This window comes from Delftia sp. WSY_12 (assembly GCF_043104645.1).
In the GTDB taxonomy this organism is placed as follows: Bacteria; Pseudomonadota; Gammaproteobacteria; order Burkholderiales; family Burkholderiaceae_C; genus Comamonas; species Comamonas tsuruhatensis.
Window position 1 is genome coordinate 63045 of the sequence record NZ_JBICKW010000024.1, and the last position, 22024, is coordinate 85068.

21 protein-coding genes and 1 riboswitch are annotated in these 22024 nt (G+C 67.9%); of the genes, 13 read left to right on the plus strand and 8 right to left on the minus strand.

Annotated elements, in window-relative coordinates:
* Window positions 1–3 precede the first annotated feature (3 nt).
* Window positions 4–639, plus strand: coding sequence for a pseudouridine synthase (locus tag ACF8LI_RS15235; RefSeq protein ID WP_192368641.1), 636 nt, complete (start codon window positions 4–6; stop codon window positions 637–639).
* On the opposite strand, the gene ACF8LI_RS15240 is transcribed toward ACF8LI_RS15235, so the two are convergent.
* Complete coding sequence (locus tag ACF8LI_RS15240; protein WP_392413208.1) at window positions 636–1658, minus strand: hypothetical protein; 1023 nt, start codon at window positions 1656–1658, stop codon at window positions 636–638. The two genes, ACF8LI_RS15235 and ACF8LI_RS15240, sit on opposite strands and share 4 nt — an antisense overlap.
* Window positions 1659–1660: 2 nt before the next feature.
* Entirely contained in the window at window positions 1661–2017 is a 357-nt protein-coding gene (locus ACF8LI_RS15245; protein WP_016452161.1) for a zinc ribbon domain-containing protein YjdM, read from the minus strand.
* Between the two features lie 139 nt (window positions 2018–2156).
* On the opposite strand from ACF8LI_RS15245, the gene ACF8LI_RS15250 reads away from it, so the two are divergent.
* From ACF8LI_RS15250 to ACF8LI_RS15260, 3 genes are all read left to right on the plus strand, one after another.
* On the plus strand, window positions 2157–3050 hold the full coding sequence (locus ACF8LI_RS15250) for a LysR family transcriptional regulator (RefSeq protein ID WP_392413209.1): 894 nt from the start codon (window positions 2157–2159) through the stop codon (window positions 3048–3050).
* Between the two features lie 94 nt (window positions 3051–3144).
* A complete protein-coding gene (locus ACF8LI_RS15255) occupies window positions 3145–3867 on the plus strand; it encodes a DsbA family protein (RefSeq protein ID WP_154833108.1) in 723 nt (240 codons plus the stop codon).
* Between the two features lie 92 nt (window positions 3868–3959).
* On the plus strand, window positions 3960–4991 hold the full coding sequence (locus tag ACF8LI_RS15260) for a cyclase family protein (protein WP_016448695.1): 1032 nt from the start codon (window positions 3960–3962) through the stop codon (window positions 4989–4991).
* Window positions 4992–5135: 144 nt separating this feature from the next.
* Here the strand turns inward: ACF8LI_RS15260 and argE are convergent, their stop codons facing one another.
* Entirely contained in the window at window positions 5136–6299 is a 1164-nt protein-coding gene (gene argE, locus ACF8LI_RS15265) for an acetylornithine deacetylase (protein ID WP_046984422.1), read from the minus strand.
* A gap of 164 nt (window positions 6300–6463) precedes the next feature.
* Between argE and ACF8LI_RS15270 the strand changes: the two genes are divergently transcribed.
* From ACF8LI_RS15270 to ACF8LI_RS15285, 4 genes are all read left to right on the plus strand, one after another.
* On the plus strand, window positions 6464–7777 hold the full coding sequence (locus ACF8LI_RS15270; RefSeq protein ID WP_016448697.1) for an MFS transporter: 1314 nt from the start codon (window positions 6464–6466) through the stop codon (window positions 7775–7777).
* Window positions 7778–8077: 300 nt separating this feature from the next.
* Window positions 8078–9421 (plus strand): C4-dicarboxylate transporter DctA, encoded by a 1344-nt coding sequence (locus ACF8LI_RS15275; protein ID WP_392413397.1) that lies wholly within the window; start codon window positions 8078–8080, stop codon window positions 9419–9421.
* A complete protein-coding gene (locus ACF8LI_RS15280; protein ID WP_392413211.1) occupies window positions 9418–10104 on the plus strand; it encodes a GntR family transcriptional regulator in 687 nt (228 codons plus the stop codon). The genes ACF8LI_RS15275 and ACF8LI_RS15280 overlap by 4 nt, the downstream gene beginning before the upstream one ends.
* A gap of 171 nt (window positions 10105–10275) precedes the next feature.
* A complete protein-coding gene (locus ACF8LI_RS15285) occupies window positions 10276–11619 on the plus strand; it encodes a glycerophosphodiester phosphodiesterase family protein (RefSeq protein ID WP_392413213.1) in 1344 nt (447 codons plus the stop codon).
* Between the two features lie 102 nt (window positions 11620–11721).
* On the opposite strand, the gene metH is transcribed toward ACF8LI_RS15285, so the two are convergent.
* Window positions 11722–14478, minus strand: a complete 2757-nt coding sequence (gene metH, locus ACF8LI_RS15290; protein ID WP_392413215.1) for a methionine synthase — start codon at window positions 14476–14478, stop codon at window positions 11722–11724.
* A gap of 27 nt (window positions 14479–14505) precedes the next feature.
* A riboswitch (S-adenosyl-L-homocysteine riboswitch) is annotated at window positions 14506–14632 on the minus strand.
* Window positions 14633–14909: 277 nt separating this feature from the next.
* Here metH and ACF8LI_RS15295 point away from each other — a divergent pair.
* Genes ACF8LI_RS15295 through ACF8LI_RS15315 form a run of 5 tightly spaced genes read left to right on the plus strand, consistent with a single transcriptional unit; the run spans window position 14910 to window position 18662 of the window.
* Window positions 14910–15716, plus strand: a complete 807-nt coding sequence (locus ACF8LI_RS15295; protein WP_070080795.1) for a FadR/GntR family transcriptional regulator — start codon at window positions 14910–14912, stop codon at window positions 15714–15716.
* Window positions 15713–16519: a transporter substrate-binding domain-containing protein gene (locus tag ACF8LI_RS15300; protein WP_088166526.1), complete on the plus strand. Its 807-nt coding sequence runs from the start codon at window positions 15713–15715 to the stop codon at window positions 16517–16519. Before ACF8LI_RS15295 ends, ACF8LI_RS15300 begins: the two co-directional genes overlap by 4 nt.
* 31 nt (window positions 16520–16550) lie before the next feature.
* Complete coding sequence (locus ACF8LI_RS15305) at window positions 16551–17279, plus strand: amino acid ABC transporter permease (RefSeq protein WP_070080794.1); 729 nt, start codon at window positions 16551–16553, stop codon at window positions 17277–17279.
* Window positions 17276–17929 carry an amino acid ABC transporter permease gene (locus ACF8LI_RS15310; protein WP_392413218.1) on the plus strand — a complete coding sequence of 218 codons (654 nt, stop codon included), beginning with the start codon at window positions 17276–17278 and terminating at the stop codon, window positions 17927–17929. Before ACF8LI_RS15305 ends, ACF8LI_RS15310 begins: the two co-directional genes overlap by 4 nt.
* Window positions 17916–18662, plus strand: coding sequence for an amino acid ABC transporter ATP-binding protein (locus tag ACF8LI_RS15315; RefSeq protein ID WP_016448706.1), 747 nt, complete (start codon window positions 17916–17918; stop codon window positions 18660–18662). Before ACF8LI_RS15310 ends, ACF8LI_RS15315 begins: the two co-directional genes overlap by 14 nt.
* A 72-nt stretch (window positions 18663–18734) precedes the next feature.
* Here ACF8LI_RS15315 and ACF8LI_RS15320 read toward each other — a convergent pair whose 3' ends face one another.
* The 4 genes from ACF8LI_RS15320 to urtD form a co-directional block, all read right to left on the minus strand.
* On the minus strand, window positions 18735–19094 hold the full coding sequence (locus ACF8LI_RS15320; protein WP_016452169.1) for a zinc ribbon domain-containing protein: 360 nt from the start codon (window positions 19092–19094) through the stop codon (window positions 18735–18737).
* 46 nt (window positions 19095–19140) lie between these two features.
* Complete coding sequence (gene fmdA / locus ACF8LI_RS15325) at window positions 19141–20370, minus strand: formamidase (protein WP_392413220.1); 1230 nt, start codon at window positions 20368–20370, stop codon at window positions 19141–19143.
* Between the two features lie 181 nt (window positions 20371–20551).
* Window positions 20552–21241: an urea ABC transporter ATP-binding subunit UrtE gene (urtE, locus tag ACF8LI_RS15330; RefSeq protein WP_392413222.1), complete on the minus strand. Its 690-nt coding sequence runs from the start codon at window positions 21239–21241 to the stop codon at window positions 20552–20554.
* A gap of 20 nt (window positions 21242–21261) precedes the next feature.
* Entirely contained in the window at window positions 21262–22005 is a 744-nt protein-coding gene (gene urtD, locus ACF8LI_RS15335) for an urea ABC transporter ATP-binding protein UrtD (RefSeq protein ID WP_016450222.1), read from the minus strand.
* Window positions 22006–22024: the final 19 nt, after the last annotated feature.

Below are 22024 nucleotides of genomic sequence, written 5' to 3' on the forward strand. Positions count from 1 at the left end.
TCCATGCAACCCAGAAAACGCCCACCCTTGCGCCCTTTTGCAGGCCCGGCCCTGCGCGCCCGGCCCGCCTTCGTCGACCGGCCCGACACCGGCCCCTCACGCCTGCTGTGCTTCAACAAGCCCTACGGCGTACTCAGCCAGTTCACCCCCGAGGGCCGCTGGCGTGGCCTCAAGGAATACATCGACGTGCCGGGCGTGCATGCGGCAGGCCGGCTTGACGCCGACAGCGAAGGATTGCTGCTGCTGACCAATGACGGCCCGCTGCAGGCGCGCATCGCCGATCCGCGCTTCAAGATGGAGAAGACCTACTGGGTACAGGTCGAGGGCCTGCCCGACGAGGCCGCGCTGCAGGCGCTGCGCCAGGGCGTGCAGCTCAACGACGGCATGACGCTGCCCGCGCAGGCGCGCCGGCTGGAGCCGCCGCCCGTGCTGTGGCAGCGCGACCCGCCCATCCGCGTGCGCCAGAACATTCCCGACTGCTGGATCGAACTGGTCATCCGCGAGGGCCGCAACCGCCAGGTGCGCCGCATGACGGCGGCCATTGGCCACCCCACGCTGCGGCTGGTGCGCGCAGCCATCGGGCCCTACACGCTGGACGGCCTGGAGCCCGGCCAGTGGAAGGACGTGGAGCCCGCCTAAGGCTCCGGATTGTCGGGAAGTGCCACAGCCTGCCAGCGTTGCAGGCCGAGCCACGGATGAAAGCGCCGCGCCTCGCCCACTTCCACCCGCTCCACACTGCCGGCCAGCAGCGGCCACAGGCGCTGCAATTGCGCCGAGCGCTGCTGCGTGCAGCGCCGCGCGCGGGCCAGCAGCTCGCTGCCCTGGCCCAGCAGGCGCGACAGCTCGCGCAGGCGCGGCGGCGGCAGGCATTGGGCGCTGGCCAGCATCAGCCAGGACGGTGCCTGGCCCGCCTGGGCGGGGCCGCTGGCGGCGAACTGCTCCAGCAAAGCGACATGGGCGCTGAGCAGGGGCGCGGGTGGCTTCTCGGCCAGCATGACCTCCAGCAGCTTGCCATCGATGCGCCAGCGGGCGGGCACCACGGCGTGCTCTACCGAGTTGCCGAAGCGCGTGGACTGGCGATGGCGGACGGCACGGCTGCCCTGCTCCAGCAAGGGCTGCAGCAGTTCGGCCAGGGCCTGCTCGCGCTGCGCCGTGGGCGCTTCGGCCAGCGTGATGCGCAGCGGCACGGCCTCGTAGCCGCGCAGCTGGTCGCGCCAGGCCATCCAGCCCGCCGTGTCGGGGCCGCCCAGCAGCAGGGCGAAGAAGGCGCCCAGGCCGGCCAGGGCCGAGCCGGTCCACCAGGACACCTGCACAGGCTGCCGCCCGGCGATCAGCCAGCCCGTCAACCAGACCAGCGTCCCCGCGCAGGTGGCCGCCAGCAGGCCCATGCCGAAGGCGAGGAAGGGCGCGCCATCGAGCCGGTCGGGCAGCAGCACCAGCATGGCCACGCAGGCCGCGCCGGCGCACAGCGCGATGGCCCACCAGCCCGCCACGGGCAGGGTGCGCGCGGTGCGGCCCGTGAGACCCGTACGGCCCGCCAGTGCCAGCAGCAGCAGGGCCACCACCGCGCCAGCGGTCAGCCCAATGAACAGGGGCGCAAACACCCACAGCGCCAGCAGCCCGAGGACCGCCGATACCGCAAGCGACAGCGCCAGCATGCTCAGGCCTTCTTGAGGAACTCCGACTTGAGCAGCATGGAGCCCAGTTCGGTCTTGCAGTCCACGTTGTGGCCGTCGGCGCCATCGACCAGGCGGATGCCCTTGATCTTGCTGCCCTTCTTGAGCACGGTGGACGAGCCCTTGACCTTGAGGTCCTTGACCAGGATCACGGCATCGCCGTCGGCCAGCGCATTGCCGTTGGCGTCGCGCACGATGCCGTCGCCAGCGGCGGCTTCGCCGGCCTCTTCTTCGGCCTGCATGGGCCATTCGAAGGCGCAGTCGGGGCAGATGTAGCTGGCGGCGTCGGGATAGGTGTTTTCAAGGCCGCACTGGGGGCAGGCGGGAGTGGTCTGGGGCATGGGATTGAACAGATTCGGTAAAGACAAAGGGGCGCGGCGGGCGCGCCGTACCTGGCGATTGTCGCCCCTGCCCCCGCAGGCATGCCCCGGCAAACCCGAGCGGCCTGCTACGCTGCGCGCCACTCTTTGCTTTTTCCCCATGGATACGCTGACCCCCTTGCGCGCCTTCCGGCGCATCGTAGAACTGGGCTCCATCGCCAAGGCGGCCGACGCGCTGGACCTGTCCTCGGCCGCGCTGAGCAAGCAGCTGCGCGCGCTCGAAGCCCATCTGGGCGCCGTGCTGCTGCAGCGCACCACGCGCCGCATGAGCCTGACCGATACGGGCCAGGCCTACTACGCCGAGTGCTGCCGCCTGCTCGATGAATTCGATGCGCTGGAGCAGTCGGTGCGCGCGCAGTCGCAGCAGGTGACCGGCCGGCTGCGCGTGAATGCGCCGCTGTCGTTTGCGCTGAGCACGCTGTCGCCGCTGCTGGCGCGCTTCATGCAGCGCCATCCGCAGCTGCAGATCGACCTGTCCATGGAAGACCGGCTGGTGGATGCGGTGGGCCAGGGCTTCGATGTGTCCATCCGCCTGAGCGCGGAGCTGGCGGACTCCTCGCTGATCGCGCGGCGCCTGGCCTCGCTGTCGCAGATGCTGTGCGCGGCCCCGTCCTATCTGCAGGCGCATGGCCGCCCGGCCAGTGCCGCCGGGCTGCGCGGCCATGCGCTGCTGAACTACAGCCTGGCGCATGCGCCCCGCGAAGCGGGCGAGATTCCCCAGGCGCCGTCCGAGGCGCGCGCCAACGTCAACAACAGCCTGATGCTGCGCGACCTGCTGGTGGCGGGCCTGGGCATTGGCGCCCTGCCCTCGTTCCTGGCGCGGCCGGCGATTGCGGCAGGCCAGCTGGTCGCACTGGACCTTGCGGACCAGGCCGCGCAGGCCCGCCATGTCTACGCGGTCTATCCCACGCAGCGCCACCTGCTGCCCAAGGTGCGCGCCTTCGTGGACTTCCTGGCCGAGGAGCTGCCCGCCGCCATGGGCGAGGATTGTTGACGCCGCGTTAAGAGTTCCTCAAGCGCGCGCCCCTTTTTCGCGCCGGGCCTGCGGCCTACGCTTGCCGTCCATCACAGCCATGAAGGACACAAGCATGACGCAATGCAATGATTTTTCCTGCGCCCTGCCCGCGCAGGATGCGGCGGCCGCCTCGCCGCAGCAGGCCCTGCAGGCGGCGCCCGCAGCGGCGCCTGCGGTCGCCCCCGCCATCGACTTCTTCCATGACGTGGTCTGCGGCTGGTGCTACGTGATGTCGCCACGCCTGCGCCAGGTGGCGCGCGAGCTGGGCCTGCGCGTGCGCCACCGCAGCTTCGTGCTGCAGGCCTCGCGCGCCGAGATGGTGGCGGCCTTCGGCTCCATGGAGCGCGCCAAGCAGGTCATCCTGGAGCACTGGCAGGCCTGCGCGGAGCATGACGACGAGGACCGCATCGACATCGAGGGCATGCGCCGCGAGGCCTTCGAGTACCCCAGCGGCATGGCCGGCGCACTGGCCTGCCAGGCGGCCCAGATCCTGGGCGGCGATGACGCGCACTGGGATCTGTTCGACGCCATCCAGCATGCCCACATGAGCGAGCACCGCAACATCGGCGACGCCGAAGTGCTGCTGGACATCGCCACGCGCACGGGCTTCGAGCGCAACGCCTTCGCAGGCTGCATGGAAGGCGCCCAGGCGCTGGAGCAGGTGCGCCAGGACCGCGCTCTGGCGCAGCGCATGGGCCTGCGCTCCATTCCCACGCTGATCGCGCCGGGCCTGCCTCCGCTGCAGACCCAGTCGCTGGCTGCGCTGCGCGAACGGCTGCACTTCCTGGCGGCCTGAGCGCCCCCGTCTTTGCTTTTTTTCATCGGCGTTTTCCGCCTTCCCTCGCGCGCGGCATGCGCGCCCTTTTTCAGCAGACCAAGGACTCTTGCATGACTCTCCAACGCTTCGCTCGCCGCATGGCGCTGCCCTCTCTCGTGATCGCCCTGGCCGCCGCCTTCGCGGGCACCGCGGCCCAGGCCCATGGCGGCCACGAGCCCCCGGCCGGCGCACGCCAGGACGTGGGCACCAGCCCCTGGGGGCCGGCCGACGAGATCGGCCGCCTGAACCTGATCACGCCGGCCTCGCGCGCGGCCATCCTGCAGCGCATCACGGGCGGGCAGGTCTATGACCTGGCCACCGAGTACTACGTGGGCATGCCCAGCTGGCAGGACGCGGGCGATCCGCACTACCAGTTCTGGATGACGCACACGCCGCGCGGCACCGTGGTGGACGACCCGATGAACGTGGGCAAGGACATGAACGCCACGCGCAGCTACACGGGCACGGCGTTTTCCATGTACAGCCACACGGGCACGCACATCGATGCGCTCAACCACTTCGGCATCCGCGGCAGGATCTGGAACGGCTTCAGCGCCGACCAGCACCTGGGCGACCGGGGCTGGCAGCGCACGGGCATCGAGAAATTCCCGCCGCTGGTGGCGCGCGGCGTGCTGATCGACGTGGCGGCCGCCAAGGGTCTGGAGATGCTGCCCGACCAGTACCGCATCACGCGCCAGGACCTCAAGGATGCGCTGGCACGCCAGAAGGTGACGCTGCAGGAGGGCGACATCGTGCTGGTGCGCACGGGCCGCATGAAGCTGTACGGCCAGCCCCAGGCCTACATGGCCAAGCCGCCGGGCCTGGGCCTGGATGCCGCGCGCTTCCTGGTGGAGGAAGGCGGCGCCATGATCGTGGGCGCCGACAACCTGAGCCTGGAGACGTTCCCGTCCGAGGTGGACGACGACTACGTACCGCTGCACAGCTACCTGCTGGCGCAAAAGGGCGTGCCCATCATGGAGCTGGTGGCGCTGGACGACCTGTCGCGCGACAAGGTCTACGAGTTCGCCTTCATCGGCGGCCCGCTCAAGATCCGCGGCGGCGACGCCGCGCCGCTGCGGCCCATCGCCATCCCGGTGCGCTGAGCGGGGCAAGACGAGATTTCTTGAGCTTGACCTCGAAACTCCCGCGCCCCCAAGGCGAGGGACACCGAGCAAGGGCCGCCCCGCAGCAAGGGTGTCGTCCCCCTCCGAAGAGAGGGGGAAGGCGCGAAGCGACTCAGGGGGTGATCACAGACTCGTGCCCATTTTGCTGAGGAAGCGCTCGCAGGCGTCGAGCTGGGCCAGCTCGACGAACTCGTCGGGCTTGTGCGCCTGCTCGATGGAGCCGGGGCCGCAGACCACGGTGGGAATGCCGGCGTTGTGGAACAGGCCGGCCTCGGTGCCGTAGGCCACCTTGCGCTTTTCCTGGTCGGCGGTCAGCGCGCGCACCAGCTGGGTGATGGCGGCTTCTTCCGAGGCTTCCAGCGCGGGCGCGCTGGCGCCGGTCTCGATCTCGATGCGCGCGTCGGCGAACTCGGCACGCATGCGCGGCAGCAGTTCGTCGCGCACATAGGACTCGACCTGGGCCTGGATGCCGTCCACCGACATGCCGGGCAGGTTGCGGAATTCATAGGCGAATTCGCACAGCTCGGGGATGGTGTTGACCGCGATGCCGCCCTGGATCTGGTTGGTGGTCATGGTGGTGAAGGGCACGTCGAAGAATTCGTCGTAGGGGCCGTGCGCCTTGAAGTGGTCGGCGATGTCCCGGATGCGACAGATCAGCCGCGCCGCGTATTCGATGGCATTGCTGCCGCGCGGCGTGAGCGACGAATGCGCGGCCTTGCCGTGCACGCGGCAGCGGTAAAGGTTGATGCCCTTGTGCGCCACCACGACCTGCATGCTGGTGGGCTCGCCGACCACGCAGCCGTCGAAGCGCGCGCCCTCGGCCTTGAGCTGGTTGATCATCACGGGCGCGCCCGCGCAGCCGATTTCCTCGTCGTACGAGAAGGCCAGGTGCACGGGCCTGGCGCGCTGCGTGGCCAGGAATTCAGGCACCAGCGCCAGCGAGGCGGCGATGAAGCCCTTCATGTCGCAGCTGCCGCGACCATAGAGGCGCCCGCCCTTTTCGGTGAGCGCAAAGGGGTTGGTGCTCCACTGCTGGCCATCGACCGGCACCACGTCGGTATGGCCGGACAGCACGATGCCACCCTGCGTTTCGCCATTGCTGGCCGGCAAAGTGGCGAAGAGATTGGCCTTGGCGCCGTCCGGAGAGTGGAACAATCGGGCACTCACGCCCAGCGTGGCCAACTCATCGCGTACACACTCGATCAGCGCCAGGTTGGAGTTGCGGCTGGTGGTGTCGAATGCGACCAGTGTTTCCAGCCAGTCGCGGGTGTTTTTCCAGGTAGTCATGTGGTTCCATCTGCGCCATGGCCTGCGCCGCCCTTCGTGGACGACGCAGGCCATGGCATAGGCATTGCATATGGCGAAGCAGTGTACGCCCGGGTTGCGGCCCGGGCAGGCACGCCGACCCATGCCCCGGGCGTGACTGCCGTCTTTTCAATCCCTTTTCGGAAATGGACCCTGCTTTGACCAAGCAAACCGTCTCGACCCGCAACATCGTGGCTGCCGTCATCGGCAACGCGCTGGAGTGGTATGACTTCCTGGTGTTCGCCTTCATGACACCCATCGTCGCCAAGCTGTTCTTCCCCAGCAATCCCGACAATCCGGACGACAACATCAACCGCATCCTGATGACCACGGCCGTGTTCGGCGTGGGCTTTTTCATGCGGCCCGTGGGCGGCATCCTGCTGGGCCTGTACGGGGACCGCAAGGGCCGCAAGGCGGCCATGGTGATGGTAACCGGCCTGATGGCCGTGGCCATCGCGCTGATCACGCTGGCGCCCACGTATGCGGCGGTGGGCATCCTGGCGCCGCTGTTCATCGTGCTGGCACGGCTGCTGCAGGGCTTTGCGGCCGGCGGCGAGTTCGGCACGTCCACGGCACTGCTGATCGAGCTGGCGCCGCCCGGCAAGCGCGGCTTCTATGGTTCCTGGCAGATGGCCGGCCAGATGCTGGCCCTGCTGATCGGCGCAGCCACGGGCACGCTGATCACCGAGATCTTCACCGAGGAAGAGCTGATGGCCTGGGCCTGGCGCGTGCCCTTCGCCGTGGGCCTGCTGATCGTTCCCGTGGCGCTGTACATCCGCCGCCATGTGGAGGAGCCCGAGGTCTTCAAGGAAATGCAGGCCGCGCAGGCCAGCGGCAAGGCGCGCCAGATCGGCATCATGGAGATGCTGCGCACGCATGCGCGCGAGACGCTGGTGGGCATGGGCCTGGTGGTCACGGCCACGGTGTCCATCTACATCACCTTCACCTATCTGGTGACCTATGCCACGGTGACGCTGAAGCTGCCCATGCGCGATGCCTTCATGGTGCAGATGGCCGGCGCCGCGCTGATGGTGGTGATCATGCCGTTCTTCGGCGCCCTGTCGGACCGCGTGGGCCGCCGCATGCTGACCATCGGCTCGCTGATCGGCTACCTGGTGGTGCTCTACCCGCTGTATGCCTGGCTGACCGACGGCCCCACGGTGCAGAAGCTGCTGATCACCCAGCTGGTGGTCTGCGTGTTCGTGGCCGTGTTCTTCGGCGTGTTCAGCACGGTGATGGCCGAGCTGTTCCCGCCCCAGGTGCGTTCGGCCGGCATGTCCATGGCCTACAACGTGGCGGTGATGATCTTCGGCGGCTTCGCGCAGTTCATCGTGACCTGGCTGATCCGCTCCACGGGCTCGCCCATGGCGCCGGCCTTCTATGTGATGTTCGGCGTGACGCTGGGCCTGCTGGCGGCCTTCTTCATCAAGGACCGCGCGATGGAGCGCAACCTGCGCTGATCCCCCCGGGCGGCGCGCCCTGCGCCGCCCTCGCGCATGCCCCGGCACGGGGCCTGCGCAGCCTTGCCGCACGCCGCGCGCACCATGCGCGGGCATGCCGGCCCCCGCCCTGCACCACGGCGGGGAGGCCCGCCCGCATCTGCCGATTTCATGCAGAAAAAGTCAGGGCTGAACTTCTCTGGAGTGCCGCAAATCCGCAGGGAATACCCTCTGCTGGCACGCGTTTCGCTTGTCTACATTCTTGCATGCAAGTTGCAGAGCCACTTGCATACAAGATTCCACAACTTGCGAAAGACGACTATGCGCCGCTTTGCCAGATCACTGTTCGGACAGGTGGTGATCGCACTCATCCTGGGTGTGCTCGCCGGAATATTGGCCCCTGAATGGGCCGTGAAACTCAAGCCCATGGGCGATGGCTTCATCAAGCTCATCAAGATGATCATTCCCGTGCTGGTGTTCTGCGTGGTGGTGCACGGCATCGCGGGCGCGGGCGACCTCAAGCGCGTGGGCCGGGTCGGCGTCAAGTCGCTGATCTACTTCGAGGTGCTGACCACCATCGCCCTGGTGCTGGGCCTGGTGCTGGCCTTCGTGTTCCAGCCCGGCGCGGGCATGAACGTGGACCCGAGCAAGCTCGACGCCTCGGCCATGAGCGCCTATGCCAGCAACGCCGACAAGCTGACCAGCGGCGGCACGGTGGACTTCCTGATGAAGCTCATCCCCACCACCGTGGTGCAGGCCTTTGCCACGGGCGACGTGCTGCAGGTGCTGCTGTTCGCCGTGCTGTTCGGCTGCGCGCTGACCATGCTGGGCGAGCGCGGCGCGCCCGTGCATGCGCTGATCGACACGCTGTCGAACGTGCTGTTCAAGATCATGGGCATCCTCATCAAGCTGGCGCCGCTGGGCGTGCTGGGCGCCATCGCCTTCACCGTGGGCCAGTACGGCATAGGCTCGCTCAAGCAGCTGGGCATGCTGGTGCTGCTGTTCTACGTGGCCGTGATCTTCTTCGTCTTCGTGGTGCTGGGCCTGGTGATGCGCTTTTCGGGCTTCAGCCTGATCAAGCTGCTACGCTACCTGCGCGAGGAGCTGATGGTGGTCTTCGCCACCACCTCCTCGGACAGCGTGCTGCCCCAGATCATGGCCAAGCTGCGCAACCTGGGCGTGCGCGACTCCACCGTGGGCCTGGTGATTCCCACGGGCTACTCGTTCAACCTGGACGCCTTCTCCATCTACATCACGCTGGCGGCCGTGTTCATCGCCCAGGCCACGAACACGCCCATCGGCATGGCCGACCTGCTGACCATCCTGGCGATTGCGCTGGTGACCTCCAAGGGCGCCCACGGCGTGCCGGGCTCGGCCATCGTGGTGCTGGCGGCCACGCTGCATGCGATTCCGGCCATCCCCGCCATCGGCCTGGTGCTGGTGCTGTCGGTGGACTGGTTCATGGGCATTGCCCGCGCGCTGGGCAACCTGATCGGCAACTGCGTGGCCACCGTGGCCATCGCGGCCTGGGAAGGTGACATCGACCGCGAGCGCGCCCATGCCGTGCTCAACGGCCTGGCCGACAATCAGGGGCCCGACGCCGAGCCCTCCGGCGCAGCCGCCGTCCCCGCAACCGTGACTCCTGCCCACCCTGCAACGCAATGACACCTGTAAGCCCCCAGCACATCGCCGAGCGCGTCGTCGAAGCCATCCTGGCCCAGAAACTGGCGCCCGGTGAACGGCTGGGGGAGCAGGAGCTGGCCGACAACTTCGAGGTCAGCCGCACCATGGTGCGCGAGGCGCTGATGCAGCTGCAGGCGCGCGGCTTCGTGCAGGTGCAGCCCCGGCGCGGCTGGTACGTGGTCCAGCCCTCGGCCGAGGAGGCGCAGGACGCCTTCGCGGCGCGCCGCATCATCGAGACCGGCATCCTGGGCGAGGCCGGGCGCCCCCTGCAAAGCGTGATCGGCCAGCTGCGCCGCCACATCGCCCAGGAGCAGGAGGCCATTGCGGGCGCCGACGCCGCCACGCGCGCCTTCCTGCTGGCCGACTTCCACGTCTGCCTGGCCGAGCAGATGGGCCACCGCCTGCTGGCGCTCACCCTGCGCGACCTCACGGCGCGCACCACGCTGGCGGCCACATTGTTCCAGTCCACCCACAGCGCCAGCCAGTCCTGCGCCGAGCACGAGCGCATCGTCGAGGCCCTGGAGCACGGCGACACCGAGGGCGCCAAGGCCCTGCTGCTGGAGCACATCGGCACGGTGGAGCGTTCGCTGGAGATCCGCCCGAGCGAGGCGCCCGACGCCGGCGACCGCCTGCGTGCCACGCTGGCGCCCCTGTTCGGGGGATAACCCTGTGTCGGTGGGTCGGCAAATTTCCACCGACCGTCGCTAAAACGCCAATCCGGGCCCTACGGGGCGCACTGTCATGGTGCCGACACGGCTGACTGCATACGCTGCTGAGCTGGCGCATTGCGCGCCGTTCATCAACCCACCCCTGCTTCGGATATGACCCAACGTCCTATGTCCTTTTCCCGCACTCCCCTGCTCGCGTCCCTGTGCGCGGCTGCAGTCCTCACGGCCTGCGGCGGCGACGGCGGCTCGTTCTACCTCACGCTCGACGGAAAGCAGCCCCAGGTGATCGCCCACCGCGGCTTCTCGGGCAAGTTCCCGGAGCAGACGCGCATGGCCTACGAGGCCGCCGCCGACGCGGGCGCGGACATGCTCGAACTCGACATGCACATGACGAAGGACTGCCAGCTGGTCGCCCGCCACAACGCCTGGCTCAGCGACAGCACCAACGTGGCCGACGTGGCCAAGACCAATGCCGAAGTGGCGCGCCGCCAGCGCACTGCGGCCGGCGTGCTGGTCAACGTGAAGTACCCCGCCGTGCCTGCCAACGGCCCCTCGCAATACCTGAGCGACCAGCTCGATGCCAACGATCCCAAGTCCGTGCTCAAGGCCCTGGTGGTCGATGGCGAGGACCACCGCAACGACTGGTCCATCAGCGACTTCACGATGCAGGAGCTGCGCAGCTGGCTGACCGGCACCATCCTGGACAACCGCAGCGAGCGCCCCACCGAGTGGAACGGCAAGCTGCCCCTGATCAGCGCCCAGGACGTGCTGGACATCGCCGCCGCCAAGGGCAAGGCCCTGGGCCGCACCATCCCCGTCTACGCCGAGACCAAGAACCCGTATTGGAACAACCAGCAGGCGATCGCCAACGGCTGCGGCGCGCCCGGATCGCGCCCGTTTGAAGACGCGGTGATCAAGCTGCTGGACCAGAACAAGCTCAACGCCAAGGATTCGCCCATCTACATCCAGAGCTTCGACCCGGCCAGCCTCAAGTACCTGCGCCAGGCCGGCATGAAGGCCAAGGGCGTGCAGCTGATCGACGGCAACGACTTCAATCTGCGCGACGGCTCCATGGTCTACATCACCAACGATGAGTGGACCTTCATCAGCGGCCGCCCCTACAGCTGGACCCTGGCCGGCGACGCGCGCACCTTCGCCACCATGCTCACGCCCGCAGGCCTGGCCGAGATCAAGACCTATGCCGACGGCATCGGCCCCTGGAAGCCCCAGGTCCTGGCCCACTCCGTCGTGCCCTACAAGGACGGCGCCGGCCTCAAGGACGTGAACACCGTCAAGGACACGGGCCTGATCCGCGACGCCCACAAGGCCGGCCTGATCGTGCACAGCTTCACCTTCCGCAACGAGCCGGGCCGCCTGGCCGGCCTGTACAAGGGCGACCCCGTGCAGGAATACCTGGCCTACTACCGCCTGGGCATCGACGGCGTGTTCACCGACTTCACGGACACGGCCGTGACGGCGCGCAAGGCGTACAACAAGGAAATCGGGCTCTGATCGAGCGCTGAATGCCGCTGCGGCAGCGTCCATAAAAAAGCCAGGGCATGCCCTGGCTTTTTACTTGCAACGCGCGGCACCAGTCCGCGCGGACAAACGTTCTCACCCCAGATTCGGCGCCAGCAACCGGCGCAGTTCCTCGATGTCCATGCCCCGGCGCGCGGCCATGTCGGCCAGTTGGTCCTCGCCGATCTCGCCGACGTTGAAGTAGACGGAGTCGGGGTGGCCGATGTAGAAGCCGCTGACGCTGGAGGCCGGGTTCATGGCCAGGCTTTCGGTCAGGCTCATGCCGATCTCGTCGGCCTTGAGCACGGCGAACAGGTCGGTCTTGGCGCTGTGGTCGGGGCAGGCCGGGTAGCCGGGCGCGGGGCGTACGCCCTTATACTGTTCCTTGATCAGCGCTTCGTTGCTGAGGTCCTCGTCGGGCGCATAGCCCCACAGGTCCTTGCGCACGCGCTGGTGCAGGCATTCGGCGAAGGCCTCGGCCAGGCGGTCGGCCAGGGCCTTGAACATGATGCCGGAGTAGTCGTCCAGCGCGTCCTGGAACTCCTTGTCCTTCTTCTCGGCGCCGATACCGGCCGTGACGGCGAACAGGCCCGCGTAGTCCTGGATGCCCGATTCCTTGGTGGCCACGAAGTCGGACAGGCAGCGGCTGGGGCGCATCACGGGCTGGCCATCCGGGCCTTCCACCATCTGCTTTTCGGTTTGCTGGCGCATGCCGTACCAGGTCATCAGCACCTGGCTGCGGGACTCGTCGGCGTAGAACTCGATGTCATCGCCCACGCGGTTGGCAGGGAACAGGCCGATGGCGCCGTTGGCCTGCAGCCAGCGGCCTTCGATGATCTTCCTGAGCATGGCCTGGCCGTCGGCCAGCACCTGGCGGGCCTGCACGCCCACGATCTCGTCGTCGAGGATGGCCGGATAGGGGCCTGCCAGGTCCCAGGTCTGGAAGAACGGGCCCCAGTCGATGTATTCGGCGATCTCGGCCAGGTCGAAGTTGCGAAACACGCGCCGGCCCAGGGCGCGTGGCGCCACAGGGGCCTGGGAAAAGTCCACGGGCGTGGCGTTGGCGCGGGCCTTGTCCAGCGGCCACAGCGGTGTCTTCTTCTTGTTGGCGTGCTGGGTGCGGACCTTGTCGTAGTCGGCCTGGATCTCGGCCAGGTAGTTGCCCTTGTTCTCGCCCAGCAGGCTCTGGGCCACGCTGACGCTGCGCGAGGCATCGGGCACGTAGACCACGGGGCCTTCGTACTTGGGCGCGATCTTGACGGCGGTGTGCACGCGCGAGCAGGTGGCGCCGCCGATCAGCAGCGGAATCTTCTTGATGCGGAAGTAGTCGTCCTTGTGCATCTCGCCGGCGACGTACTGCATCTCTTCGAGGCTGGGCGTGATCAGGCCCGACAGGCCGATGATGTCCGCGCCCTCGGCCTTGGCCCGGGCCAGGATCTCGTGGCAGGGCACCATCACGCCCATGTTGATGACCTCGAAGTTGTTGCACTGCAGGACCACGGTGACGATGTTCTTGCCGATGTCGTGCACGTCGCCCTTGACGGTGGCGATGACGATCTTGCCCTTGCTGGACACGTCCAGGCCCGCCGCTTCCTGCTGGCGCTTTTCCTCTTCGATGTAGGGCACGAGGTGGGCCACGGCCTGCTTCATCACGCGCGCCGACTTGACCACCTGGGGCAGGAACATCTTGCCGGCGCCGAACAGGTCGCCCACGATGTTCATGCCGTCCATGAGCGGGCCTTCGATCACGTGCAGCGGGCGGCCGCCGCCCTGCACCACGATCTGCTGGTAGGCCTCTTCGGTGTCGACGACGATGAAGTCGGTGATGCCGTGCACCAGGGCGTGCGACAGGCGCTCGCCCACGGTCTTCGGGTTCTCGGGCGTGCCGCGCCATTCGAGCTTCTTGCTGTCGTCCTTGGCGGCGCCCTTGGCGGCGTCTGCAATCTCCAGCAGGCGCTCGGCGGCGTCAGGGCGGCGGTTGAGCACCACGTCTTCCACGCGCTCGCGCAGCTGGGGCTCCAGGTCGTCATAGACGCCGACCATGCCGGCGTTGACGATGCCCATGTCCATGCCCGCCGAGATGGCGTGGTACAGGAACACGGTGTGGATGGCCTCGCGCACGGGGTCGTTGCCGCGGAAGCTGAAGCTCACGTTGGAGACACCGCCCGAGACCTTGGCGCCGGGCAGGTTGCGCTTGATCCAGCGCACGGCCTCGATGAAGTCCACGGCGTAGTTGTCGTGCTCCTCGATGCCGGTGGCCACGGCGAAGATGTTGGGGTCGAAGACGATGTCTTCGGGCGGGAAGCCCACCTCGTCCACCAGGATGCGGTAGGCGCGCTCGCAGATCTCGATCTTGCGCTGGTAGGTGTCGGCCTGGCCCTTCTCGTCGAAGGCCATGACCACGGCGGCCGCGCCGTAGCGCCTGATCAGCCGGGCCTGGCGCTTGAATTCATCCAGGCCTTCCTTCATGGAGATGGAGTTGACGATGCCCTTGCCCTGCAGGCAGCGCAGTCCGGCCTCGATGACCTCCCACTTGGAGCTGTCCACCATGACCGGCACCTTGGCGATGTCGGGCTCGGAGGCGATGAGGTTCAGGAAGCGCACCATGGCGGCCTTGCTGTCGAGCATGGCCTCGTCCATGTTCACGTCGATCACCTGGGCGCCGTTTTCCACCTGCTGGCGTGCCACGGACAGCGCTTCCTCGTACTGCTCGTTGAGGATCATGCGTGCAAAGGCCTTGGAGCCCGTGACGTTGGTGCGCTCGCCCACGTTGACGAACAGCGTGCCCTCGCCGATGGAGACGGGCTCCAGGCCCGACAGACGCATGGGAGGGGGAGTGAAAGAGGACGACATCAAGCTCACCTGCAAAAACGGCATGGCAACAGGTGAGCGTCGTTGGCACCGTGGGCGCGGTCCGGCCGGGAACCTGCACCTGGCCCAAGCCTGACGCGGCACGCGATCCGGTGTACGGATGGGCGGGTGCCGCGCTGCAACGCTCCTCGGGCCAAAGCCCGGGATTCTACGGCGGCTGGCGGCGGCCTGCAGTGCGGGTTTTACGCCCGCATTCGGGGCAGGCCTGCACAAAGCCATGCGGCACTGCACCAAAGCGCGGCAGCGCGGGCCGCCGGCGCCGCCTTCGGAGCGGATGGTCGATACCCCATCGCCCCGGATTCTTTGCAGCGCCTGAGGACAACGCTCCTTTTTTTGCATCTGGCACGCAATTCGCTATCTGCTGGGTACGTGGTCTGACCAGTCAGGCCAAAACCCTCCACCCGCGCCAGCCCATGCAAAGCATTCCGATCTCGATGGCCCAGACGCTGCAGCAGCACATCCTGAGCGGCCACTACCCCGGCGGCAGCCAGCTGCCGCCGCAGCGCGAGCTGGCCCGGCAGCTGGGCATCAGCCGCGCTTCGCTGCGCGAGGCGCTGTCCATGCTGGAGGCCCTGGGCCTGGTCGAGATCCAGCCGGGCAAGGGCGTGCGCATCAACGGCCCGCACAGCGGCCGTGCACGCATGCACCGCGCCTATGCCACCCCGGCGCTGGGCACGCTGTCGCCGCGCCAGCTGATCGAGCTGCGCCTGGTGCTGGAGCCGGGCTGGGCCGCGCTGGCGGCCGTGCGCGCCGACGACAGCGGCCTGCGCCAGCTGCAATGGACCCAGTCCCAGCTGGCCCACGCCCTGGACCGCAGCGACCTGCTGGCCGCCGCCGACGCCGATCTGCAGTTCCACCTGCTGCTGGCCCAGCTGTCGGGCAACCCGGGCCTGGTGGCCATGGCGCGCCAGCTGGAGCTGGCCATCAGCCACAGCCTGCGCCTGCCCTTTGCCTGGAGCGGCGCCGACGACCAGCCGGTACGCGAGCACGACGCCATCGTGCAGGCCGTCTGCGCAGGCGATGCGCCGGGTGCGGCGGGCGCCATGCGCGCCCACCTGCTGTCGGCCGCCAGGCGCAGCGGCATCGATCTCGACACACCGGACGACGCGGCGGCGCCCGACGCGACGGCGCCCGACGCAACAGCGCCCGATACATCTGCGCCCGACCCTGACCCGCTTTCCTTTCGCCTCATCCCACCTTCTGAAGGAGCTTTCGCATGACTTCCCCCCTGACACCCCGCCGCGCATTCATCCGCACCGCCCTGGCGGCCGCCACCCTGGCCGCTGCCGGCCTGGGCGGCGCCGCCCATGCCGACATGCTGGCCAACATCCAGAAGGCCGGCGTGCTTCGCGTGGCGATTCCGCAGGACTTCCCGCCCTTCGGCTCGCTGGGCACCGACCTGAAGCTGCAGGGCTATGACATCGACATGGCGGCCCTGGTGGCCCAGGAGCTGGGCGTGAAGGTGGAGCTGGTGCCCGTGACCAGCACCAACCGCATCCCCTTCCTGACCACGGGCAAGGCCGACATCGTCATCTCCAGCCTGGGCAAGAACGCCGAGCGCGCCAAGGTGATCGACTTCACCCAGGCCTATGCCCCCTTCCCCAAGAGCGTCTATGGCCCCAAGGACATGAGCATCAAGGCCCCTGCCGACCTGGCCGGCAAGACCGTGGGCGTGACGCGCGGCTCCACCGAGGACCTGGCCCTCACGCAGGTGGCGCCGGCCTCGGCCACCATCAAGCGCTACGAGGACAACAACGCCACCGCGCAAAGCTACCTGACGGGCCAGGTGCAGCTGGTGACGCTGGGCAACATCGTGGCCAACGCCGTCAACGAGCGCACCAGGCTGCGCCAGCTGGACGTGAAGTTCGCGGTCGAGGACACGCCCTGCTACATCGGCGTGGCCAAGGGCGAGCCGGCGCTGCTGCAGAAGGTGGACGCCATCATCACCAAGCTCAAGGCCGACGGCCGCCTGACCGGCCTGTCCCAGCGCTGGATGAAGATGCCGCTGCCCGCCACCCTGTAACCGCTGCGCCCCTGCTCCCGGAAATCCTTCCATGGCCTATCAATTCGACTTCGGCGCCGTGTTCGACTACAGCGGCCTGCTGGCACAGGGCGCGGGCTTCACGCTGGCGCTGACGGCGGCGGGCGCCGTGCTGGGCGGCGCCATCGGCGTGGCCGGCGGCGTCAGCCGCGCCTGGCGCATTGCGCCGCTGCACTGGCTGTTCAAGGTGTACGTGGAGGGCATACGCAACACGCCCTTCCTGGTGCAGCTGATGTTCGTGTTCTTCGGCCTGCCTTCGCTGGGCGTGCAGATCAACGAATGGCAGGCCTGCCTGCTGACCACGGTGATCAACCTGGGCGCCTACATCACCGAGATCGTGCGCGCCGGCATCCAGGAGACGCCGCGCGGCCAGCTGGAAGCCGCTGGCGCGCTGGGCATGGGCCGCTGGGCGATCTTCCGCCATGTGGTGCTGCGCCCTGCGCTGCAGCGGGTCTGGCCCTCGCTGAGCAGCCAGATCGTGATCGTGATGCTGGGCACCTCGGTGGTCTCGCAGATCGCGGCCCAGGACCTGACGTTTGCGGCCAACTTCATCCAGTCGCGCAACTTCCGCGCGTTCGAGACCTACCTGGTGGTGACGGCGGCGTACTTCGTGCTGGCCCTGGCACTGCGCCAGTTGCTGGCCTGGATAGGCCAGCGCTTCGTGGTGGGCCGCCGCACGCCGCGTGCAGCCAGGCCCGCTGCACCCGCTGCACCTGCAACCACTGCCGGAGACGCCGCATGATTGCCGACATTCCCCTGCTGCCCATCCTGGCCAAGCTGGCCGAGGGCCTGCTGGCCACGCTGGCGCTGTCGCTGCTGGCCTTCGTGCTGGGCGGCGCCACCGGATTGCTGGTGCTGTTCGCCCGCGTGGGCCGCAGCCAGAACCTGCGCCGCCTGGCCAAGGCCTATATCCAGGCCTTCCAGAACACGCCGCTGCTGATGCAGATGTTCATCGTTTTCTTCGGCTCGTCCATGGCCGGCCTGGACATCTCGCCCTGGACGGCGGCCGCCATCGGCCTGACGCTGTACACCAGCGCCTACCTGGCCGAGGTCTGGCGCGGCTGCGTGGAGGCTATCCCCCGCGGCCAGTGGGAAGCCTCGTCCAGCCTGGCCATGGGCTACCTGCAGCAGATGCGCCATGTGGTGCTGCCGCAGGCGCTGCGCCTGTCGATAGCGCCCACGGTCGGCTTCTCGGTGCAGATCATCAAGGGCACGGCCGTGGCCTCGATCATCGGCTTCAGCGAGCTGACCAAGCTCGGCTCCATGCTGGCCAACGCCACCTTCCAGCCCTTCCTCATCTACGGCCTGGTCGCCGCAGGCTACTTCCTGCTGTGCTGGCCCCTGTCCCTCTACGCATCCCATCTGGAGAAGAAACTCTATGCCACTCGTTGATGTGCGCGCCGTTCACAAGCATTACGGCAACAACCATGTGCTCAAGGGCGTGGACCTGAGCGTGGACAGCGGCCAGGTGGTCGCCATCATCGGCCGCAGCGGCTCGGGCAAGAGCACGCTGCTGCGCTCCATCAACGGGCTGGAGGCCATCCAGTCCGGCCAGATCGTGGTGGACGACGCCGTGCTCAAGGGCTCGGAGGGCAGCGCGCCCTCGCCCGCCCAGCTGCGCGCGCTGCGCCTGAACGTGGGCATGGTCTTCCAGCAGTTCAACCTGTTCCCCCACCTGACGGCGGGCGAGAACGTGGCCCTGTCGCCCACCGTGGTCAAGGGCGTGAAAAAGCCCGAGGCGGCGGCGCTGGCGCGCCAGATGCTGGCCAAGGTCGGCCTGGGCGACAAGTACGACAGCTACCCCGACCAGCTCAGCGGCGGCCAGCAGCAGCGCGTGGCGATTGCACGCGCGCTGGCCATGCAGCCCAAGGTGCTGCTGTGCGACGAGATCACCTCGGCCCTGGACCCGGAGCTGGTCAACGAGGTGCTGGCCGTGGTCAAGCAGCTCGCCGCCGAGGGCATGACGCTGATCATGGTCACGCACGAGATGCGCTTTGCCCGCGACGTGGGCGACCAGCTGGTGTTCATGCACCAGGGCCTGATACACGAAAGCGGCCCGGCCAAGCAGCTGTTCGCCAGCCCGCAGACGCCGGAGCTGGCCGGCTTCATCGGCGCCGTGCACTGAGCGGTACGGCCAGGCAGGACAAAGGCCCGCATCGCGGGCCTTTTTTGCATCGGTGCGGCGCAGGGGCCGCGGTCAGTGGCTGATCATCCAGGGCCGCTTGGTCGGGAAGGTCTTGGCGCCGTTGGGCGCCGTGACCGTGGAGCCGCGCTTGCTGGCGCCGCTGCAGCAGCCGCAGCCCGAAGGGTGGCGCATGCGCGCGTAGCTGCCCTCGGCCACATCGCGTGAGCGCCTGGGCTCGTGCCGTGCGCGCTCGTTGGTGTCGTGGGCGCGGCGCTGCTCGGGGCTGGTGCAGGCCAGGCGCGGCGCGCTGACGAAGACGCGGGGCGAGGCCGCCTCGCAGATGGGGCAGGGCGCGGGCTCGTTGCGCTGCGAGAGGCTGCGCAGCGCGTCGAAGCCGCCGCATGCGGCGCAGTGGTAGTCATAGGTGGGCATGGGCGGCCTCTGGCGGATGGTGGATGGCGGGTGTCGTGTGCCGGGCTTACTTGTCCTGGGCGATGGGCAGGTCCACCCCGCCCGTGATGATCTTCTGTGGTCCCTCGGCCGTGGGATTGATGTCGAAGTCGAAGATCTCCGTGGGCAGCCACAGCGTGGCGCAGGCATTGGGCACGTCCACCACGCCGCTGATGTGGCCCTGCACGGGCGCCGTGCCCAGCAGCGAGTAGGCCTGGGCACCGCTGTAGCCGAATTTCTTCAGGTACTCGATGGCGTTCAGGCAGGCCTGGCGGTAGGCCACGGTCACGTCCAGGTAGTGCTGCTTGCCCTTTTCGTCCACCGAGATGCCTTCGAAGATCAGGTAGTCCTTGTAGTTGGGCGTAATGGGGCTGGGCTTGAAGATGGGGTTCTTGATGCCGTACTTGGCCATGCCGCCCTTGATCAGCGAGACCTTCATGTGCACCCAGCCGGCCATCTCGATGGCGCCGCAGAAGGTGATTTCGCCATCGCCCTGGCTGAAGTGCAGGTCGCCCACGCTCAGGCCCGCGCCGTCCACGTAGACGGGGAAGAACACGCGCGAACCGCGCGAGAGGTCCTTGATGTCGCAGTTGCCGCCGTGCTCGCGCGGCGGCACGGTGCGCGCGCCTTCGGCGGCGGCCTTGTCGCGCGCCTCGCCCTGCATCTGGCCCATGTGGGCGGTGGTGGCGTTGGGCGGGTTGGCCAGGCCAGGGATGCGGTCGGGGTCGGTGGCGATGAGGCCGGTCTCGCGCTCATTCCAGCTGGCCAGCATCTTGGGGTCGGGCAGGCAGCCGATCAGGCCCGGGTGGATGAGGCCTGCGAAGTTGACGCCGGGGATGTGGCGGCTCTTGGTGAACATGCCGTGGAAGTCCCAGATGGACTTCTGGGCCAGCGGGAAATGCTCGTCCAGGAAGCCGCCGCCGTTTTGCTTGGAGAAAAAGCCGTTGAAGCCCCAGAGGCTGTCGTCGCGCGCGCCGATGTCCAGCAGGTCCACCACCAGCAGGTCGCCGGGCTCGGCGCCCTTGACGCCCACGGGGCCGGACAGGAAGTGGACGGTGGACAGGTCCACGTCGCGCACGTCTTCGGCGCTGTCGTCGTTCTTGATAGCGCCGCCGGTCCAGTCATAGGTCTCCAGCTTGAACTCCGCGCCCGGCTCCACCCAGACCGCCATGGGGATGTCGGGATGCCAGCGGTTGTGCACCTGCGGGTTGTCGTAGGGGGACTGGTTGAGATCGACCTTGATCAGGGTTTCGGCCATGGTGTGCTCCTTGCGATGGCAGTGGAAAAAGAGAGGAACTCGGCGCCTGCATCGACCGCGGTGAATGAAACCGGCACGGCACAACCCAGGGACACCAAGGAAGGGCCGCCCCGCACCGAGGGTGTCGTCCCCCTCCCGCGTGCGAGAGAGGGGGAAGCGGCGCAGCCGCTCAGGGGGTGCTTCATACAGAGAGGTAGGACTTGATGCGCTGCTCGTCGGTATCTGCTCTGGCCGTCTCATGGACCAGGCGCCCGCCCTCGATGACGAACAGCCGGTCGGCCACATCCATGGCGAAGGAAAGCACCTGCTCGCTGACCACGATGGTGATGCGGCGCAGCTTGCGGATCTCGTTGAGCGCCTTGGCGATGTCCTTGATGATGGAAGGCTGTATGCCCTCGGTGGGCTCGTCCAGCAGCAGCACCTTGGGGTCGGTGACCAGGGCACGCGCAATGGCCAGCTGCTGCTGCTGCCCGCCCGAGAGGTTGCCGCCCTTGCGCCGGCGCATGTCCCAGAGCACGGGGAACAGGGCGTAGATGTCTTCGGGCACCTGGCGCGTCTTCGCGTTCTCCAGGCCCGTCTGTATGTTCTCTTCCACGGTCAGCGTGGGGAAGATCATGCGGCCCTGGGGCACGTAGGCAATGCCCTTGGCCACGCGCCGGAAGCTCTCGTCCTTCGTGACGTCCTGGCCGGCCACGGTGATCTGGCCGCTCTTGGCGGGCATGACGCCCATCAGGCTTTTGAACAGCGTGGTCTTGCCCATGCCGTTGCGGCCCATGATGGCCACGGTTTCGTTCTCGCGGCCCTCGAAGCTGATGCCGTGCAGCGCCTCGCTCTGGCCATAGGCCACGTACAGATCCTTGACTTGCAGCATGTGAATTCCTTGTGCGTGCCTCAGTGGCCGAGGTAGACGTCGATGACCTTGGGGTCGGCCTGCACCTTGTCCATGGGGCCCTCGGCGAGGATCTTTCCCTGGTGCATGACGGTGACCTTGTGCGCGATGCGCGCCACGAACTCCATGTCGTGCTCGATGACGATGACGGAGCGGTTCTTGCAGATGCGCTGCAGCAGCTCGGCCGTCAGCTCGCGCTCGCGGGCGCTCATGCCGGCGATGGGCTCGTCCAGCATCAGCAGCTCGGGCTCCTGCATGAGCAGCATGCCGATCTCCAGCCACTGCTTCTGGCCGTGGCTGAGCAGGCCGGCCTCGGTGTCCAGGCGCTCGTCCAGGCCGATGTCGGCGGCCACGGCCTGCACGCGATCGCGCACCGCCTCCGTGCACTTGAAGGCCAGCGCGCCGAAGACCGAGCGGCCTTCGGGGTAGGAGACCTCCAGGTTCTGGAAGACCGACAGGTTCTCGTAGATGGACGGCGTCTGGAACTTGCGCCCGATCCCCAGGCGCACGCGCTTGTGCTCGGCCATGCGCGTGAGTTCCTCGTTCTTGAACTTGATGCTGCCGGCCGTGGCGCGGGTCTTGCCGCAGATCAGGTCCAGCAGCGTGGTCTTGCCCGCGCCGTTGGGGCCGATGATGACGCGCAGCTCGTTCCTGTCGATGTACAGGTTCAGCGCGTCGATGGCCTTGAAGCCGTCGAAGGAGACCGTCAGGTCTTCCACGGCCAGCGTGAAGTCGGTATTGCTCATGGTGTGCTCCCGCTGTGGT

Coding starts and splice junctions, on each gene's coding strand:
- urtE (WP_392413222.1), bottom strand. CDS start 21,241: ATGCTGCAAGTCAAGGATCTGTACGTGGCCTATGGCCAGAGCGAGGCG.
- ACF8LI_RS15270 (WP_016448697.1), top strand. CDS start 6,464: ATGGACCCTGCTTTGACCAAGCAAACCGTCTCGACCCGCAACATCGTG.
- fmdA (WP_392413220.1), bottom strand. CDS start 20,370: ATGGCCGAAACCCTGATCAAGGTCGATCTCAACCAGTCCCCCTACGAC.
- ACF8LI_RS15235 (WP_192368641.1), top strand. CDS start 4: ATGCAACCCAGAAAACGCCCACCCTTGCGCCCTTTTGCAGGCCCGGCC.
- urtD (WP_016450222.1), bottom strand. CDS start 22,005: ATGAGCAATACCGACTTCACGCTGGCCGTGGAAGACCTGACGGTCTCC.
- ACF8LI_RS15245 (WP_016452161.1), bottom strand. CDS start 2,017: ATGCCCCAGACCACTCCCGCCTGCCCCCAGTGCGGCCTTGAAAACACC.
- ACF8LI_RS15280 (WP_392413211.1), top strand. CDS start 9,418: ATGACACCTGTAAGCCCCCAGCACATCGCCGAGCGCGTCGTCGAAGCC.
- ACF8LI_RS15305 (WP_070080794.1), top strand. CDS start 16,551: ATGGCCTATCAATTCGACTTCGGCGCCGTGTTCGACTACAGCGGCCTG.
- ACF8LI_RS15295 (WP_070080795.1), top strand. CDS start 14,910: ATGCAAAGCATTCCGATCTCGATGGCCCAGACGCTGCAGCAGCACATC.
- metH (WP_392413215.1), bottom strand. CDS start 14,478: ATGTCGTCCTCTTTCACTCCCCCTCCCATGCGTCTGTCGGGCCTGGAG.
- ACF8LI_RS15300 (WP_088166526.1), top strand. CDS start 15,713: ATGACTTCCCCCCTGACACCCCGCCGCGCATTCATCCGCACCGCCCTG.
- ACF8LI_RS15255 (WP_154833108.1), top strand. CDS start 3,145: ATGACGCAATGCAATGATTTTTCCTGCGCCCTGCCCGCGCAGGATGCG.
- ACF8LI_RS15275 (WP_392413397.1), top strand. CDS start 8,078: ATGCGCCGCTTTGCCAGATCACTGTTCGGACAGGTGGTGATCGCACTC.
- ACF8LI_RS15320 (WP_016452169.1), bottom strand. CDS start 19,094: ATGCCCACCTATGACTACCACTGCGCCGCATGCGGCGGCTTCGACGCG.
- argE (WP_046984422.1), bottom strand. CDS start 6,299: ATGACTACCTGGAAAAACACCCGCGACTGGCTGGAAACACTGGTCGCA.
- ACF8LI_RS15240 (WP_392413208.1), bottom strand. CDS start 1,658: ATGCTGGCGCTGTCGCTTGCGGTATCGGCGGTCCTCGGGCTGCTGGCG.
- ACF8LI_RS15260 (WP_016448695.1), top strand. CDS start 3,960: ATGACTCTCCAACGCTTCGCTCGCCGCATGGCGCTGCCCTCTCTCGTG.
- ACF8LI_RS15310 (WP_392413218.1), top strand. CDS start 17,276: ATGATTGCCGACATTCCCCTGCTGCCCATCCTGGCCAAGCTGGCCGAG.
- ACF8LI_RS15315 (WP_016448706.1), top strand. CDS start 17,916: ATGCCACTCGTTGATGTGCGCGCCGTTCACAAGCATTACGGCAACAAC.
- ACF8LI_RS15285 (WP_392413213.1), top strand. CDS start 10,276: ATGTCCTTTTCCCGCACTCCCCTGCTCGCGTCCCTGTGCGCGGCTGCA.
- ACF8LI_RS15250 (WP_392413209.1), top strand. CDS start 2,157: ATGGATACGCTGACCCCCTTGCGCGCCTTCCGGCGCATCGTAGAACTG.